The organism is Aliiroseovarius sp. S1339, from assembly GCF_023195695.1.
Classification (GTDB): domain Bacteria; phylum Pseudomonadota; class Alphaproteobacteria; order Rhodobacterales; family Rhodobacteraceae; genus Aliiroseovarius.
Map to the genome: position 1 here is coordinate 38,924 of NZ_JALPQG010000005.1, position 16,095 is coordinate 55,018.

Genomic DNA, 16,095 nt, shown 5'->3' on the forward strand with positions numbered 1-16,095 from the left:
CAAAGACGCGGAATGCATAGCTTCCTGCGCTTTTTGTTACGACTTTCGCTGCTTCTGATTATCGGGGCCGTGGGAATGTTGTTGTGGGATCGCTATGCGCCGCCCGCCCCGCCACCGACGCTTGAGCCGATTAGCGGTCAGATCGACCGCATCGTGATCGAAAAGTCCCAGCGCACACTGACGGTGTTGCAGCGCGGCAAGGCCCTGCGCACCTATAAGGTCGCACTTGGCTTTGCGACCGACGGGGACAAGCTGATCCAAGGCGACGGCAAAACGCCTGAGGGTGTTTTCAAGATTGACCGACGCAACGACGAAAGTGCGTTCCATTTGTCGCTGGGCATCAACTACCCCCTGCCACAAGACATCGCGCGCGCGAAACTGGACGGCTCTGATCCCGGCGGCGACATCTTCATTCACGGCCAGCCAAACAACTTGCAAAACGCGGCATTAATGGACCGAGACTGGACCGAAGGGTGCATCGCCTTGTCGAACGAGGAAATCGAAGAGCTTTGGGCGGTTACACCAATTGGAACCGAAGTGGAGATCAGGCCTTAACCCTGACCTTCGATCAGAGCGACAGGTGCGGTTTCTTCGCGGGCAAAATCCAACGGGGCGCGGTCATGCGCCTCTGCCTTGCGTTTGAAATCGTATTTCATCTGCCCATCTTCTTCATCTGACGCGATGATCAGGCACTGATACAGGTGGCGTGAGCCATCATAGAGATCGACAAGGCCGCGCAGATGCGGGGCGCGTTCGGCATCAAGAGCGAATCCCGACTCCCAAAAATCGAGCACCGGGAAGACTTCTTCATTCACACGAATGCGCAGTCGGCTTTTCTTTTTAAGGTCTTTCTTGCGCGCAGCTTCCAGTCCCTCGCGCACCTCTTTTGGTAAAAACTCCAGCATATTCCCCTCCAAACCCACGCCATGATGGCATGGAATAGGTAACGGTCAAGTAAAGCTTTGGGGTTGAGTGGGATTGCGCCCCGGCCCGTCAGTCCGTTTCAGGTCTCGCCGCCACCTTGGTTGGGCAGGCTTTCAAACGCATCCAATGCGGCGCGGCGCGCCGTGGCGTGATCGACCATTGGGGCTGGATATGTCTTGCCAATTTCAACGCCGGCCTTGCTGCGCACATCCGCTGGTGCCTCCCACGGGGCGGCAAGATAGCGGTCTGGCAGTTTGGCAATTTCCGGCACAAACTGACGGATGTAGTCCCCGCCCAAGTCGAATTTCTTCGCCTGCGTCATTGGGTTGAAGACGCGAAAGTAGGGTGCGGCGTCTGCCCCGCAGCCCGCCACCCACTGCCAACTGGCCGCGTTCGATGCAAGGTCGCCGTCAACAAGTGTGTCCCAAAACCAGTCGCGCCCGGCCCGCCAGTCGATGCGCAGATGCTTTACCAAAAAGGACGCCACAACCATGCGGACGCGGTTGTGCATGTAACCTGTCTGCCAAAGCTCTCGCATCCCCGCATCGACAATCGGATATCCGGTCTGGCCGCGTTGCCACGCCGTCAGCGCTGGTTGGTCATATTGCCAAGGGAAGGCGCGGAATTTGGGCTGAAATTCGGTATCGACCAGATTTTGGTTGTGAAAAAGCAGGTGTGCTGCGAAATCGCGCCAGCCAAGCTCGGCGCGAAATTTTTCGGCGTCACGACCCGACATTTGCCCCAACATCTCGGCCCGCTCTAAGGTGGCCCAGACCTGACGCGGGCTGATATTGCCTGATTGCAGGTAAGGCGACAGGCGCGAGGTATGTGGCTGTGCAGGAAAGTCGCGCCCTTCGGCATACCCGTTTGCGCCTTCGTCGAAGAACGCATCCAAACGCGCCATCGCCCCGTCTTCGCCCGGTTGCCACACCGGATCGAAGCCCACGGCCCAGTTCGGGGATGCAGGAAGAAGATCGAAACCTTCCAGCACCTCTGACGGCAAAGCGTTGGTAAACCGAATGGCGTCAGGTGCTGGCAGAGGGTCGCCAAGACCTGTTGCCCTGATCCGCTCGCGGCACGCCCGCCAGAACGGTGTAAACACACGAAACGGAGTGCCTGCTTTCGTCGCAACCTGCCACGGTTCCAACAGGTAACGTCCGGCATGGCTGTGCACCGTGCAGCCCTGCGCTGCCAATTCGGCCTTGAGTGCTGTGTCCGCCGCAACCTCGTCCGGGGTGTAACGCCTGCTCCAATACACATCGCGCGCGCCGGTTTCCGTTATCAAATCGGCAAGCGCCTTGGCCGCGGACCCGGATCGAAGGACCAATTGCCCACCTCGCGCGGAAATCTGGTGGGACAACGCCGCCAACGCATGATGCAACCACCAGCGACGCGCACCACCGGGCGGATAAGGCGCGTTTGCGTCGTGGATGAAGGCGCAGGTCACACGATGTCCCGCCTGCACTGCCGCTGTCAGCGCTTGATGATCCGACAAACGCAGGTCATCGCGAAACAACAGTACCGCGGCAGAACCTCTAGTGTCGGTCATCGCATATCCTTGGGCTGGGTCTGGGTCATGGGTCAGATACGTCGCGCGGCCATCTTTGGATCATCTTTCGGGTCAGCGCTTGATCAGGCTCCATTGCGTGACGGGTTGCATCGGCTTCCATCTCTGATCGGACCCAAACGGCTCGGCGCGTTCGACTGTCAGCTTCACAAGCTGGCCGCCGTGTTTTTGATGCAGGGAGATCAAAAGCGTTTGGCATTCGGGCGTCACCGCATTCACCACCAAGCGCCCCAAAGGCTTCAGCTCGGTCCAAGCCGCGTCAAACACAGCCTCAGACAACCCGCCGCCGATAAAAATCGCGTCTGGCGCCTCCAAACCGCCAAGCGCGGCTGGCACTTCGCCGTCCACAAGGTCAAGCTTTGGCACGCCCAGCGCCAAGGCGTTTGCGGCTGCCATGGCGCGCCTGTCGGCCCGCGGTTCGATCCCAATGGCACGAGCATAGCGCGCGCCGCGCATCCACTCGATGGCAACAGATCCGCAGCCTGTACCGATGTCCCACAACAGCGCGCCGCGCATCGGCATCAGCTTGGCCAAGGTGATCGCACGGATTTCTTGCCTGGTCATGGTGTCGTCGCTTTGAAACAACGTGTCTGCAAGGCCCGGCACACGCGGCAGAAGGGCGGCGTCGGGGGCGGCAATGCATTCGACCGCGAGGGTATTGAACTCGGGCACATCATGGTCCCAGCTTTCGGCAACACCGTCAAAGCGCGCCTCGTCCTTGCCACCCATATGGGCCAGCACTGTCATACGGGATTTGCCAAAGCCGCGCTCGGTCAAAAACCGCGCGATCTGTTCGGGCGTTTCTGCGCCTGTGGTCAGGATCAAAAGCCGTACATCGGGTTGGATGAAGGCGATCATCTGCTCAACGGGCCGCCCATGAACGGTCAGCGTTTCCAGATCCGCCATCGACCAGCCCATCCGTGCAGCGGCCAGTTGGAACGCGCCCACTTGCGGGTGATAGACAATCTGCGCCGGGTCGATATGACGCCCGATCTTTGCGCCAACTGAAAACCAAAGCGGATCACCCGTCGCCAACATCACCACGCGCTTGCCCGCGCGCTGGGTGAGTTCGTCGATCAGGCTGTTGAAGGGCGAGGGCCACGCCAGCAACTCCGCGTCGCCTTCGATAAAATCATGATGGCGCGCACCACCAACGATCACCTCGGCGGCATCAACGACTGCGCGAGTGGCAGGGGTCAGGCCCGCGATGCCATCTTCACCTATGCCGACGATGTGAAGCCAAGGGGTGGTCATGCTTTTCCTCCGGCAGTCCTGCAGCCAGCATATTGACGGCAGCCAATCGCTCTGGCCCGATGGGCTTTGTCAGTGATCCGTATATTCAGAGCATGGCGTGGTCGCAACGCCAAAGGCTGAAGGATGGCGCGCGTTGGCGACCATCAGACAGGCGGTGAAAAACCGTCGTTGGGATGATTAGCTTCCGGTGCAGCCGCGAATATCAACGCCGCGGCCTTCGGCCAACACGGTCATGCGCAGATCAGAGCGATTCAGCAAGAAGGGCTTGCTGGTGCTGGGGACAAGTTCGGCGACGGTGGTCAATGCGCCTGCGCTGCGCGATGTGGAAATCTCTGACACCCAGACCGATGGGTCGGCGGTTTCGACCACCACAACCTCGTTCGCACCCACCTTAGGCATGTCGATCTTCACGGTGACGCGCAGCCCGTCCGCAATCGGTTCAACGTCGCAAACGGCACGGCGCAAACCGGCCTCTTTCGCGGTGTCGGGGCGCTGACGCAAGGCGCGCTTGATCGGCGCTTGTGCGCCGCTTGCCTGCGGTGCCAAGGTTACCGAAATTTTGGCGTCCATCGGCATGCACACATCCAGACAAACCCCCAAATTAACGTTGCCCTTCAACGTGATGGGTTGGCCTTCCTGTTTGGGAACAAGCGTCATGGGCAACACCAGCTCGTGCGAATAACCGATGGTCTGCATGCCGCTTGTCAGAAACACCTCGGGGGTGGGCCAGTGGAATTTGACCCCGGCCAGATTGCCCGAGCCCTTCCAGTTCAGGCTGGGCGGGATACCCGCCTCGCCGGGCGCACGCCAATAGGTTTTCCAACCGTCGGCAAGACGAAACCGCAGGGCCGCCATATGGTTCCCAGATGCATCCCGCCAACCGGGTAAAACGTCGATCTTGACGACATCATCGGCTGCTGGCGGCATACCGCTGCCAGACTGCGCGGGCGCGGCAAGGGTCGCAAGCCCGATCAGGGCGGCGGATATGGCGGTCTTAATACTCATGCAATGATACATAAGCGGGGGGCGACCAATGTGAAATCACATTTAAGGGAGTCAACGTTACCATTCACTGCTTGCCTTTCGCGACATGCGGCGCTTTGCTGAGGGTATGAGTGCAACCGACAACATATCAATGGACCTAAGCGGCAAGCTTCTGATCGCGATGCCCGGCATGGGCGATCCGCGGTTTGAACATTCCGTCGTCTTCATGTGCGCCCATTCGCCGGAAGGTGCGATGGGGCTGATTATCAACAAGCCTGCCCCCGAAGTGTCACTGGGTGATATCCTGACGCAACTCGATATCGAGGCGGGTTCGATGACCAAAGCGACGGACGTGTTTTTCGGCGGCCCCGTCGAAGGCGCGCGCGGGTTCGTCCTGCATTCCGGCGAATATGACAACGACGCCTCGACCCTTAAGGTCGATGACGCGTTTTCAATGACCGCGACGCGCGATATTCTTGAGGCTATGGCAAACGGCGTTGGCCCGGCGAATACGTTGGCCGCGCTTGGCTATGCCGGTTGGTCGCCCGGCCAGCTTGAAGCGGAAATCCAGCAAAACGCCTGGCTGACATGTGACGCAGAGCAAGCCATCGTCTTTTCCGACGACAGTGACGGAAAATGGAAGGCGGCGCTGGCAAAGCTTGGTGTCGATCCGCTGCTCTTGTCCGCGCAAGGCGGTCACGCCTAGTTGCGTGGCGCCGCGGCCCGCCGCAAACGATCATTGATCGCCCGCCCCATCCCGTGATCAGGAATGGGCGACACCGCAATCGGGGCGTCGCCTTCGATGTCCAACTGGTGCAGATACCGAAACAGATTTGCCGCCGCTTCGACCAGATCGCCGGACGGCGACAGGTTCAGATCAGCCTCAACATGGCCAAACCCCAGCAGACGTTCACCCGGCCTCGCTTCATCGGCGTTCAGACGCATTTGCGCGTTTGGCGCATAATGCGAGGACAATTGACCGGGCGCTGTGATGCCTGCGCTGGCTTGCCGGACGGCAATCGCGCCGCCCAGCGCGGCTTCGAGGGCTTCGACCGGCAGGCCGCCGGGGCGCAACAGGACCGGGGCGGGGTCGAACCCGACGATCGTGCTTTCCAACCCGACCTCGCACGGGCCACCGTCCAGCACCGCCGCGATCCGACCGGACAGACCGTCCAGAACGTGCTGCGCAGTGGACGGGCTGATGCGTCCCGACGGATTGGCAGACGGCGCAGCGACGGGAATACCTGCAGCCTCCAGCAGTTTCTGCGCCAACGGGTGGGCTGGCACGCGGACGGCCACGGTTGGCAGGCCAGCTGATACAAGCGCCGACAAAGGGCCACCGGGCTTCAATGGCAGAACGAGGGTCAGCGGCCCCGGCCAAAATGCCTGCGCCAAATCAAGGGCTGGGCCACTCAGCACTGCGATTTCAGAAACCGCCTCCAGCGACGGCACATGGACGATCAGCGGGTTGAAATGGGGGCGCCCTTTGGCGTCGAATATCCGCGCAACAGCGTGGTCATTCGTGGCGTCAGCGCCAAGGCCATAAACCGTCTCGGTCGGGAAGGACACAAGCGCGCCTGCCCGCAAAAGCTCTGCGGCCCCCGCGACACCGGCTATGTCCGCCGATAGAATTTCCGTATCCAAGCCGTCCGCACTCATGACGCTGCGTTTTCCTTTGCCGTCCCACTGACCTTCAGTAAAGAGGATTAACGGCCCAGTTAATGGCCTATTGCCCAGATGCCAAGAGATTTGCCGAGGACCGATTATGACCTACCGCGCGACAACCGACGATTTTCAGTTCCTGTTTGACCACGTCATCGGCTATGATCAGCTGCCCGAAACCGAGCGGTTTGCCGACGCCACCCCGGATGTTGCGATGGCGGTTCTGACCGAAGCTGGCAAGATGTGCGAAGATATCCTTGCCCCCCTGAACCGCAATGGCGACCTGACCCCGGCTGTGCTTGAAAATGGCGTCGTGCGCACGTCACCCGGCTTTGCGGATGGCTACAAGGCAATCGCGGAAGGTGGGTGGATCGGCATGGCGGCGGACCCTGAATATGGTGGGATGGGCTTACCCCTGACCCTGCAAACAGCGGTGAACGACATGATGTCGGCAAGCTGCCTGTCGCTGCAATTGTGCCCTTTGATGACGCAAGGCCAGATTGAGGCGCTGGAACACCACGCCTCGGACACGCTGAAAGACCTGTATCTGCCCAAGCTAATCAGCGGTGAATGGGCCGGCACAATGAACCTGACCGAATCGCAAGCCGGGTCAGATGTGGGCGCGCTGTCGTCAAAAGCCGAAGACAATGGCGATGGCACTTATTCGGTCACAGGCCAGAAAATATTCATTTCGTGGGGAGACAACGACATCACCGGGAATGTCTGCCACTTGGTGCTGGCCCGTCTGCCCGATGGCGCACCGGGCACAAAGGGCATCAGTCTATTTCTTGTCCCAAAGTTTATCCCCGATGCCGATGGCAATCCGGGCGAAGCAAATAGCCTGCGGGTCGTCAGTCTTGAGCATAAGATGGGCCTGCACGGCAGCCCCACCGCCGTCATGTCATTTGAGGGCGCAAAGGGCTGGATGGTCGGCGAGCCGCATAAAGGCATGGCCGCAATGTTCACCATGATGAACAATGCCCGCATGGGCGTGGGCGTGCAGGGTTATGCAGTAGGCGAACGTGCATATCAGGAAGCGTTGGCATATGCGATGGAGCGCAAACAGGGCCGTACACCTTTGGGAGAGGCGGGCACTGGCGCAATCATCGACTTCGCCGACGTGCGGCGCATGTTGACGCAAATGCGAACCGAGCTATTCGCGGCGCGGTCTATGGCGATGTCGTTGGCGCTTGCGATAGATATGGCGCATGCGACGGGCGACGAGGAATGGAAGGCGCGTGCCGCCCTTCTGACGCCAATCGTCAAGGCCTACGGCACCGAGGTTGGAATGCTTGTTAGCCATCTGGGCGTGCAGGTGCATGGCGGCATGGGATTTATCGAAGAAACCGGCGCAGCCCAACATTCCCGCGACGTACGTGTCACCGCGATTTACGAAGGCACGAACGGCATTCAGGCAATGGACCTTGTCGGTCGCAAGATGATGGACGGGGGCGAGGCCGCCTTCCGCCTGCTGGATGAGATCGAGACGCAGGCCGAAGCTGCCCGCGCCGATTTCCCCAACATGTCCGAAGCTGTTTGGTCGGCCGCAGAAGACCTGCGCGAAACCACCGAATGGATGGTCGAACAATCCGACATGCAAGACCGTTTCGCCGGTGCCGTCCCGTTCCTGATGGGCTTTGCACGTGTTCTTGGCGCGCATTACCACTTGCGCGCCGCGATTGCCGAGGGTGGCAAGGGGCCGCGTTCAGAGCTTGCCCGTTTCCACATCAACCGGCTGTTGCCCGAGCACACCGCACACTTCGCGCAGGCGCGCACCGGGGCTGCGGGGCTCTATGCCCTTAGCCCGGAAGATTTGGCATCGTGACCACCAAACCTAGCGCGCCGCTGGCTTTTCCCTTCCCGGACATTCCCGGCGAGGGCGAAGCGGTTGAGGTCGCTAAGGGCGTCCTTTGGATGCGCCTACCGCTGCCGATGGCGCTGGACCACGTCAACGTCTTTGCCTTCGAAGACCCCGAGGGCTGGACGATTGTCGATACTGGTTTTGACAGCAGACGAACCCGCCGCATCTGGGAAAAGCTGTTGGCGGGACCGTTGGGGGGCGAGCCCATCGCGCGGGTGATCGTGACCCATCATCACCCCGATCACGTCGGGCTGGCCGGGTGGTTGCAACGCGACCACGGGGCCGAGCTGGTGACCACGCGCACCGCATGGCTGTTTGCGCGGATGCTGCTGCTGGACGAGCAAATGGTGCCAGTGGACGAAACGCTGGCTTATTGGCGCGCGGCGGGCATGGCCCCTGACGTCTATGAAAAGCGGCTCACCGAACGCCCCTTCAACTATGCCGACATCGTAGCCGACATGCCCTTGGGCTTTATACGCATCAAAGAAGGCAGTCGCCTTCATTTTGGCGGGCGCGAATGGGATGTGCGGATTGGCAACGGTCACGCGCCGGAACACGCGACACTCTGGTCGACGGATGGCGCGCTGGTGATAGGTGGCGACCAGCTTCTGGCCACGATCAGCCCTAACCTTGGCGTCTATGCGACTGAGCCCGAGGCCGACCCGGTCGGTGACTGGCTGGAAGCCTGCGAACGCCTGTCGCAATATGCGACCCCGGACCAACTCGTCTTGCCGGGCCACAAACTGCCCTTCACCGGCCTGCCCACCCGAATGCGCCAGTTGATCACCAATCACCACAACGCGCTGGACCGGTTGGAAGCCTTTCTGGCCGATCCCCACGTGGCCGGCGACTGTTTCCCCCCGCTGTTCAAGCGCGAGATATCGGGTGGTGAATACGGGCTGGCATTGGTCGAAGCAGTGGGCCACCTGAACCACCTGCTGCACGAAGGGCGCGTCACACGCACCCGTCGTGACGATGGTGCATGGCTGTGGCAGAAGGCTTAGCTGCGCCCGCGCGGCAGCACTTCGTATCCCGGCTCCTCTGGCTCATCATCCACCATCTCGGCGGGAAAGCCGGGGGCGGTGATGTCCAGCCCGGTCGCCTCTTCCAGCCTGCGGATGATGTCGTCTGACCGCGCACGTTCGCCAAAGCGCGCGATGCCGTCATTGAAAATCTCGACCATCAAGGGTGATATTTCGAGCGGCACGCCTGCCCGATCAGCAATCGCCTGAAACAAGCCGATGTCCTTCTTCACCAAGTCCATGGTGAAGGAAATATCGCGTGAACCGTTCAGAATCACTTGGCTTTCCGTTTCATGCACAAATGACGTGCCAGATGAGATCTTGATCGCCTCATAGGTCGTCGCAAGATCAAGCCCGGCAGCTTTCATCGTCACCAATGCCTCGCAACAGGTCAGCAGGTTGGCGGTCGCAAGATAGTTGGTCATAACCTTCAGGACCGAGGCCGAACCCAGTTCGCCCGTATGCAGAACACGCCGCCCCATCGTGGTCAAAAGCGGCAGCACCCGCTCAAACGTCGCGCGCTCACAGCCCGCGAAGATCGAGATGTTGCCGGTGTCTGCGCGATGACATCCGCCCGACACGGGGCAGTCGACAGCATCGCCGCCACGCGCGATGACCTCTTCGCCCAGACGTATGACCTCGGCTTCATCGGTGGTGGACATTTCCAACCAGATTTTGCCAGCCCGAACCTCCTCCAACATCTGACTGACCACCGCGTCCGAAGCTGCGGGGGACGGAAGGCATGTGATCACCACGTCGCACGCGCGCATCAGCTCAGCAGGGTTGGCCACCGTTCCGGCCCCACGTGCGACGAAGTTAGCAACAAGATCAGGGTTAAGGTCCAGAACCGTCAGGTCTTTCCCATTGCGCAGCAAACTGCCCGCCAGTTTCCCGCCGACATTTCCCAACCCCACGAAACCGATTTTCATATTTTCCTCCCCACTAACATGCCCAACTTTGCAGACCAATTTGGGCCCAGCGCGCCCATTTACGACGCTCGCAAGCACATCACGCATCCGATCACGCGATCGCAACGTGACGCCATGGGGCGCTTGTGCCACTATTAGACCCGTGAATTGCGAACTTTAGCGAGGCCAGATGACGAAGAAAAAGCAAACCGCCCGCGCCAATCCACCGCGCGCCCACACCGTCAGTTGCAGCGAGGATGGTCCGGTCGTGGTCGAAGACCAGCCGCTGCCGAAGGCAGTCGCTGAAACGCCTCTGGAGCAGAAAAGCCCTGCCCAATGGGCCTATGAGCGACTGATTCTCTATATCAAGACTTTCGAAGAACAGCTGGACAACGAACACGAGGTCGCCATGGGCTTCACCGGCGGGGACGCGGGTATTCTCAGAATCGAGGGTATTGGGTTTTTCGACCCGGATGTCCTGACCTTTTACGGGTCAGACGGTGGGGGCACGAAAACCCAACTGATCCAACATATCAGCCAACTTTCGGTCATGTTGCGCGCCCTGCCCAAACAGGTGGAAAGTGCGGAACCCAAGCGCATTGGTTTTCGCTTGGCCGCAGAATTTGAAGAAGGTGGCGCGCCAGAAGGATAACGTGCATTGCAGGCCGTGACAGGCGGTTTCAAATCGGCTATTCGGTGGAACAACGCATATTTTGGAACAGGAAGACGCATAATGGCTGATCACGTAGTTGGAACGATGGACACCAGCACGCAGGAAAAAACCTTTGAGGGATTCGTCAAAATCGCAGCGCGCACGGTCGTGGTGTGCGTGGTGATCTTGGTCCTGCTGGCGATATTCAACGCCTGATACCCCGCCCGGTCCGAGTAGGTAGGATTTTCCAATGTTGCGATTGATCATGGCTTTGTCGCTGTTGTTGACCCTTGCGGCTTGCGGCGGCGCAGACAATGTCTGGGCTAGTGACAAAGCGGTGGCGCGCGCGAAATATCGCCACGCGGCCCCTCCCTCGATCACGCTGTTCACGGTGATTTCGAACAAATCTGGTGCGGGCGCGCATTCATCCTTGCTGATCAACGGGTCAGAGCGGCTGATCTTTGACCCAGCAGGCACGTGGCATCACCCGAACCTGCCCGAACGGCACGATGTGCATTACGGCATGACCGAAAGAGCGGTCGATTTCTACGTCGATTATCACGCGCGCATCACCTATCATGTGGTGCGCCAGGATATCGCGGTCAGCCCGCAAGTGGCGGAAATGGCGATCCGCGCGGTGGAACGCTATGGCGCTGTGCCCAAAGCGCAATGCGCCACGTCGGTGGCTGCGATCCTGCGCAGCCTTCCCGGTTTCCAGTCAATCTCGCCGTCGATGTTCCCGAAGAAAATCATGGACCAGTTCGGGGCTCTGCCCGGAGTGAGCGAACGCAAGTTCTATGACGATGATCCGGAAGAAAACGGCGAGATCCTGACGCGCGGCATCTGACCGCGCGACTAGCCCAGCAGGAACAACATTCCGTAAAGTGTGGCCGCGCCGGACAGGATCGCGGCCAACACGTTGCGGCTCAAATATCCAACCAACAATGTGACCAAGGCTGCGCTTAGGCGGGCTGGATCAGGTGATCCGCCTGTCGCGGCGGGCCAAAGGACCAATGGCGCGACCAACCCCGGCAACACGGCCACCGGCGTATAGCGCAGGTGGCGCAGCACCCATTCGGGCATCGGCCGGTCACCGATCAGCCCAAGAAAGCTGAACCGGATCAGGAAGCTGCCAATCGCCAGCGCGAATATGACAAGCCAAACGGAGCTGTGATCAACGGTCATCGCGTTGCCCTTTTCGCCATCAAAAGCTCGACCTGCGCGCCGACGATCATCGCGCCGATGGCAGCCACCAATAGGCCCGAACCATAGGGCATCCACGCCATCAGCAATGCAAGAACCACAGAGGTCACGGCCGCCGCGACATGCGCAACAGTGCGCAGCGCCGGCGCGACCATCGCCAAAAAAGTGATGGGCAGCGCGAAATCGAGCGCGAAGCTGGCCGGAATTTGCGCGCCCGCGACGGCCCCCACATAACTTGCGCTATACCACAACGGGACCAACGGGACGACCGTTCCGATGTAATAAGCGAAGCGCTCTGTGACGGTCAGCTCTGGCTCCAGCTCAAACTTGATCTGCGATAGGGCATAAGCCTGATCGACCATAAGATAAGCCACCAGCGCACGTCGCCAAAGCGGCGCACTGCCCAGATATGGCGTCAGCGACGCACTATACATCGCCATTCGCAGGTTCACCGCCAAAGCTGTCAGAATCACAATAAGGGTCGGCGCGTTTTCGGTCATCAACTGGACAGCCGCAAACTGTGCCGCCCCCGCGATGACCAACACCGTAAAGCCCATAACCTCCGCCACGTTCAATCCAGCCTCGGTCGCCACAACGCCAAAAAGCAGCGCGAACGGAACAATCACCAGAATGAAGGGCAACGCATCGCGTGCGCCACGCAAGAAGTGTCTTTTGGGGTTGGACGAAGTCATCATCGGGTCCTAGATTACCCCTTCACGCTTACGGCGTCGCGACAGGAGTTGCAATTGACCACCGACGACATTCTATCCGAATACCTGATCGCCCCGGATCCTGGCGCCACCCGCCTGACCCGCGCGGTGGACGGTCACGATGAAACGGGCGCGCCCACTTGCATATCTGTGGTCGAAGAGCGCCCGCTGACGATCTTTCTGAACAAGCGCGAAATCGTGACCGCCATGACCATTGGCGACTATCCCGACTATCTGGCACTGGGTTTCTTGCGCAATCAGGGAATGCTGTCAGACGATGATCAGATCACGGGCGTCGACTATGACGAAGATATCGACACCGTGGTGGTGCGCACCGCACGCGAAACCGATTACGAGGACAAACTTGCCCGCAAAACACGCACGTCAGGTTGTGCGGTTGGCACCGTTTTTGGCGATATGATGGAGGGGTTGGACGGCCTGACCCTGCCCGCAACATCGCTGAAAACCTCGTGGCTGTATGCCTTGGCACAAAAGATCAACCGCACGCCGTCACTGTATCTGGAAGCAGGCGCGATCCACGGCACCGTTCTGTGCCAAGAAGACCGCCCGCTGGTCTATATGGAAGACGTGGGCCGCCACAACGCCGTCGATAAAGTCGCGGGCTGGATGCTGTCTGAACGTGTTTCCGGCACTGATAAAATTCTCTACACCACCGGGCGTTTGACCTCGGAAATGGTGATAAAAACCGCCCAGATGGGCATCCCAGCGCTGGTCTCACGCTCTGGCTTCACCGCCTGGGGTGTCGAGATTGCGCGCGAAGTCGGCCTGACCCTGATTGGTCGGATGCGGGGGCAACGGTTCACCTGCCTGTCCGGCGAGGGCCGCCTGATCCGCGACACTGACCCTGCCCATGTGACCCACGAGGATCGAAAACATCGCCGCAAGGGGGGCGGGGAATGACGAAATCCGTTGGGATCATCCTTGCAGGCGGATTGGCGACGCGGATGGGCGGCGGCGACAAGGGATTGCTACCGCTGGGTGACGGAACGCTGCTGTCTCAGGTGATCGCCCGCCTCGCGCCTCAGGTCGGGGCGCTGGCGTTGAATGCCAATGGTGATCCAGCACGCTTTTCAGACCTGGGCCTGCCAGTCCTGCCCGACAGCATTGACGGTTTCGCAGGGCCGCTCGCAGGCGTTCTCGCGGGGCTTGATTGGGCGGCGGCGCAGGGCGCAACCCATGTGGTGTCCGCCGCCGCTGACACGCCATTCTTTCCGCGCGACCTTGTTTCCCGGCTGACGCAAGCAGCAACCGATGCACACGCCCCAATCGCGCTTGCCGCAACCCTTGACCCGGATCGCGGGCCCATGCGTCAACCGACCTTTGGATTATGGGACGTGGCACTGCGCGACGATCTGCGCTCCGCACTTGAAGGCGGGCTGCGCAAGGTGGTCCAGTGGACAGAAAAGCATGGGGCCGCTCAGGCCGTATTCGATCCCGACCCCTTCGATCCGTTTTTCAACGTCAACACACCAGAAGACCTCGCCCGAGCCCAAATTTTGCTGGAGACCGCCCCATGAAAATCTTCGGTGTTACGGGTTGGAAAAACTCCGGCAAAACAGGGTTGATGGAACGACTGGTGGCCCATTTCACCGCGAAAGGCCTGCGTGTCTCAACCCTGAAACACACCCATCACGGCGTCGATCTGGAACGACCCGGCACCGACACCCACCGTCACCGCGAGGCAGGCGCACAAGAGGTGGTGTTGGCTTCGGCCGCCCGCGTTTCAATCCTGCACGAGCTGCGCGACACGGACGAGCCGCGCTTGGCCGAACTGATCGCCCGCCTGACGCCCTGTGATCTGGTGCTGGTCGAAGGTTTCAAGAACGCGCCCCATCCGAAAATCGAAGCGCACCGTGCCGCTACGGGCGAAACTTTGTTGGCCCCCAAGAACGACACCATTCGCGCGGTGGCCAGCGATGTTCCCCTTCCCGATCTCGACCTGCCTATCTTTGATCTCGATGACACCCCAGCCATCGCGGCCTTCATTGAAACCGCCACCGGCATGGCCCCACGCTCAATACCCAAACTGGCGAATGACTGTTTCGCCCTGCCCCCCGGTGTCAACTGGACCCCGGTTGACAAGGCGCTGGCCACGCTGCGCGATCGCCTGCAACCCGTCGCAGGTACCGAAACCGTTCCGGTCGGGCAGGCCCGCGGTCGCGTCTTGGCTGCTGACCATATGGCCATCCGCTCCAACCCACCCGGCGCGAATGCGGCGGTTGATGGGTATGCTTTCGCCTTCGCTGGCCTTCCCGCAGGCGACGTGGTGCACATGCCCCTTGTCGATGGCCGCGCCGCCGCAGGCGCTCCTTTTGCGGAGACCGTTCCGATGGGCCAAGCAATCCGCATCCTGACAGGCGCTCTTCTACCCAACGGGGTCGATACGGTGGTCATGCAAGAAGACGTGCAAGTGAATGACGGCACCCTCAGCTTCCCCGCAGGCGTCAAACCCGGCGCAAACGCCCGCGCAGCTGGCGAGGACGTGGCAGCAGGCAAACTAGCTTTGCCCGCTGGCCAAAAAATGCGGGCGCCGGACGTGGCGCTTCTGTCGGCCCTCGGCCTTTCCAACGCAAAAGTGCACACCCGCTTGCGCGTCGGCGTGCTGTCCACCGGCGACGAATTGGCTGAACCCGGCACGACAATGGATATTGCCCGCACCTACGACGCCAACCGTCCGATGCTGCTGTCTCTGGTGGAAGGGTGGGGCTATGCACCGGTCGATCTGGGCCATGTGACCGATGACCGGGACATCCTGCATCAAGCCCTCAACGATGCCGCAACAAAAGCGGACGTGATCCTGACGTCCGGCGGCGCGTCTGCTGGTGACGAAGACCATGTCTCAGCACTCTTGGGCGAAACCGGATCGCTGCACCATTGGCGCATCGCGATCAAACCCGGCCGCCCCCTTGCCCTTGCACAATGGAACGGCACACCCGTCTTCGGTCTGCCCGGCAACCCCGTCGCCGCCCTGATCACCACACTGATCTTCGCGCGCCCCGCATTCTCGGTGTTGGCCGGAGGCAACTGGCTGGAACCACAATCCTTCCTGCTTCCTGCCGCTTTCTCCAAGACCAAAAAGTCTGGCCGACGTGAATACCTGCGCGCCCGCCTGAACGATGATGGACATGTCGAGGCTTTCAAATCCGAAGGCTCGGGCCGTATCTCGGGTCTTGGCTGGGCCACCGGGTTGGTAGAACTGCCCGATGAGGCAGCCGAAATCACACCGGGAACAATGGTGCGCTTCCTACCCTATTCGGGGTTCGGCATAACCTGACTCACCGCTTCTTCTGGCTCGAAATATCCTGGGGTGAATGCGCAAAGCGCAGA

General features: G+C 60.6%; 18 protein-coding genes. 10 read left to right on the top strand and 8 right to left on the bottom strand.

The features are described 5' to 3' along the window. Positions 1-12: 12 nt before the first annotated feature. The gene (locus MUY35_RS08710) at positions 13-555 is read left to right on the top strand and encodes a L,D-transpeptidase (protein ID WP_248365924.1); all 543 of its coding nucleotides are present in this window, start codon (positions 13-15) and stop codon (positions 553-555) included. Here MUY35_RS08710 and MUY35_RS08715 read toward each other — a convergent pair. The 4 genes from MUY35_RS08715 to MUY35_RS08730 all read right to left on the bottom strand — a co-directional run bounded on the left by MUY35_RS08715 (position 552) and on the right by MUY35_RS08730 (position 4,750). Further along, positions 552-905: a hypothetical protein gene (locus tag MUY35_RS08715; protein ID WP_248365926.1), complete on the bottom strand. Its 354-nt coding sequence runs from the start codon at positions 903-905 to the stop codon at positions 552-554. The two genes, MUY35_RS08710 and MUY35_RS08715, sit on opposite strands and share 4 nt — an antisense overlap. Positions 906-1,003: 98 nt before the next feature. Further along, positions 1,004-2,473: a deoxyribodipyrimidine photo-lyase gene (locus MUY35_RS08720; protein ID WP_248365927.1), complete on the bottom strand. Its 1,470-nt coding sequence runs from the start codon at positions 2,471-2,473 to the stop codon at positions 1,004-1,006. 72 nt (positions 2,474-2,545) lie between these two features. Continuing rightward, complete coding sequence (gene cbiE, locus MUY35_RS08725) at positions 2,546-3,745, bottom strand: precorrin-6y C5,15-methyltransferase (decarboxylating) subunit CbiE (RefSeq protein ID WP_248365929.1); 1,200 nt, start codon at positions 3,743-3,745, stop codon at positions 2,546-2,548. Between the two features lie 177 nt (positions 3,746-3,922). Then, complete coding sequence (locus tag MUY35_RS08730) at positions 3,923-4,750, bottom strand: protein-disulfide reductase DsbD domain-containing protein (RefSeq protein ID WP_248365931.1); 828 nt, start codon at positions 4,748-4,750, stop codon at positions 3,923-3,925. 106 nt (positions 4,751-4,856) lie between these two features. Here MUY35_RS08730 and MUY35_RS08735 point away from each other — a divergent pair, with 106 nt between their 5' ends. Beyond that, entirely contained in the window at positions 4,857-5,435 is a 579-nt protein-coding gene (locus MUY35_RS08735; protein ID WP_248365933.1) for a YqgE/AlgH family protein, read from the top strand. Here MUY35_RS08735 and MUY35_RS08740 read toward each other — a convergent pair. Continuing rightward, on the bottom strand, positions 5,432-6,388 hold the full coding sequence (locus MUY35_RS08740) for an L-threonylcarbamoyladenylate synthase (protein ID WP_248365935.1): 957 nt from the start codon (positions 6,386-6,388) through the stop codon (positions 5,432-5,434). The two genes, MUY35_RS08735 and MUY35_RS08740, sit on opposite strands and share 4 nt — an antisense overlap. A gap of 106 nt (positions 6,389-6,494) precedes the next feature. Here MUY35_RS08740 and MUY35_RS08745 point away from each other — a divergent pair, with 106 nt between their 5' ends. Together MUY35_RS08745 and MUY35_RS08750 are read left to right on the top strand one after the other, a co-directional pair. Beyond that, positions 6,495-8,216 (top strand): acyl-CoA dehydrogenase, encoded by a 1,722-nt coding sequence (locus MUY35_RS08745; RefSeq protein ID WP_248365936.1) that lies wholly within the window; start codon positions 6,495-6,497, stop codon positions 8,214-8,216. After that, the gene (locus MUY35_RS08750; protein WP_248365938.1) at positions 8,213-9,256 is read left to right on the top strand and encodes an MBL fold metallo-hydrolase; all 1,044 of its coding nucleotides are present in this window, start codon (positions 8,213-8,215) and stop codon (positions 9,254-9,256) included. Before MUY35_RS08745 ends, MUY35_RS08750 begins: the two co-directional genes overlap by 4 nt. Here MUY35_RS08750 and MUY35_RS08755 read toward each other — a convergent pair. Then, positions 9,253-10,203: an NAD(P)-dependent oxidoreductase gene (locus MUY35_RS08755; RefSeq protein ID WP_248365940.1), complete on the bottom strand. Its 951-nt coding sequence runs from the start codon at positions 10,201-10,203 to the stop codon at positions 9,253-9,255. The two genes, MUY35_RS08750 and MUY35_RS08755, sit on opposite strands and share 4 nt — an antisense overlap. A gap of 169 nt (positions 10,204-10,372) precedes the next feature. Here MUY35_RS08755 and MUY35_RS08760 point away from each other — a divergent pair, with 169 nt between their 5' ends. The 3 genes from MUY35_RS08760 (at position 10,373) to MUY35_RS08770 (ending at position 11,681) form a co-directional block, all read left to right on the top strand. Beyond that, a complete protein-coding gene (locus tag MUY35_RS08760; protein WP_248365948.1) occupies positions 10,373-10,834 on the top strand; it encodes a DUF6173 family protein in 462 nt (153 codons plus the stop codon). A gap of 81 nt (positions 10,835-10,915) precedes the next feature. After that, the gene (locus tag MUY35_RS08765) at positions 10,916-11,050 is read left to right on the top strand and encodes an aa3-type cytochrome c oxidase subunit IV (protein ID WP_248365950.1); all 135 of its coding nucleotides are present in this window, start codon (positions 10,916-10,918) and stop codon (positions 11,048-11,050) included. A gap of 34 nt (positions 11,051-11,084) precedes the next feature. Then, on the top strand, positions 11,085-11,681 hold the full coding sequence (locus tag MUY35_RS08770; RefSeq protein WP_248365952.1) for a hypothetical protein: 597 nt from the start codon (positions 11,085-11,087) through the stop codon (positions 11,679-11,681). A gap of 8 nt (positions 11,682-11,689) precedes the next feature. Here MUY35_RS08770 and MUY35_RS08775 read toward each other — a convergent pair whose 3' ends face one another. Both MUY35_RS08775 and MUY35_RS08780 read right to left on the bottom strand, forming a co-directional pair. Further along, a complete protein-coding gene (locus MUY35_RS08775; RefSeq protein WP_248365953.1) occupies positions 11,690-12,019 on the bottom strand; it encodes an AzlD domain-containing protein in 330 nt (109 codons plus the stop codon). Beyond that, positions 12,016-12,729: an AzlC family ABC transporter permease gene (locus tag MUY35_RS08780; protein WP_248365955.1), complete on the bottom strand. Its 714-nt coding sequence runs from the start codon at positions 12,727-12,729 to the stop codon at positions 12,016-12,018. The genes MUY35_RS08775 and MUY35_RS08780 overlap by 4 nt, the downstream gene beginning before the upstream one ends. Before the next feature lie 48 nt (positions 12,730-12,777). On the opposite strand from MUY35_RS08780, the gene MUY35_RS08785 reads away from it, so the two are divergent. Genes MUY35_RS08785 through MUY35_RS08795 form a run of 3 tightly spaced genes read left to right on the top strand, consistent with a single transcriptional unit; the run spans position 12,778 to position 16,042 of the window. Further along, the gene (locus tag MUY35_RS08785; RefSeq protein WP_248365957.1) at positions 12,778-13,668 is read left to right on the top strand and encodes a formate dehydrogenase accessory sulfurtransferase FdhD; all 891 of its coding nucleotides are present in this window, start codon (positions 12,778-12,780) and stop codon (positions 13,666-13,668) included. Beyond that, on the top strand, positions 13,665-14,285 hold the full coding sequence (mobA, locus tag MUY35_RS08790; protein WP_248365959.1) for a molybdenum cofactor guanylyltransferase MobA: 621 nt from the start codon (positions 13,665-13,667) through the stop codon (positions 14,283-14,285). The genes MUY35_RS08785 and mobA overlap by 4 nt, the downstream gene beginning before the upstream one ends. Beyond that, positions 14,282-16,042, top strand: coding sequence for a bifunctional molybdopterin-guanine dinucleotide biosynthesis adaptor protein MobB/molybdopterin molybdotransferase MoeA (locus MUY35_RS08795; RefSeq protein ID WP_248365961.1), 1,761 nt, complete (start codon positions 14,282-14,284; stop codon positions 16,040-16,042). The genes mobA and MUY35_RS08795 overlap by 4 nt, the downstream gene beginning before the upstream one ends. Positions 16,043-16,095: the final 53 nt, after the last annotated feature.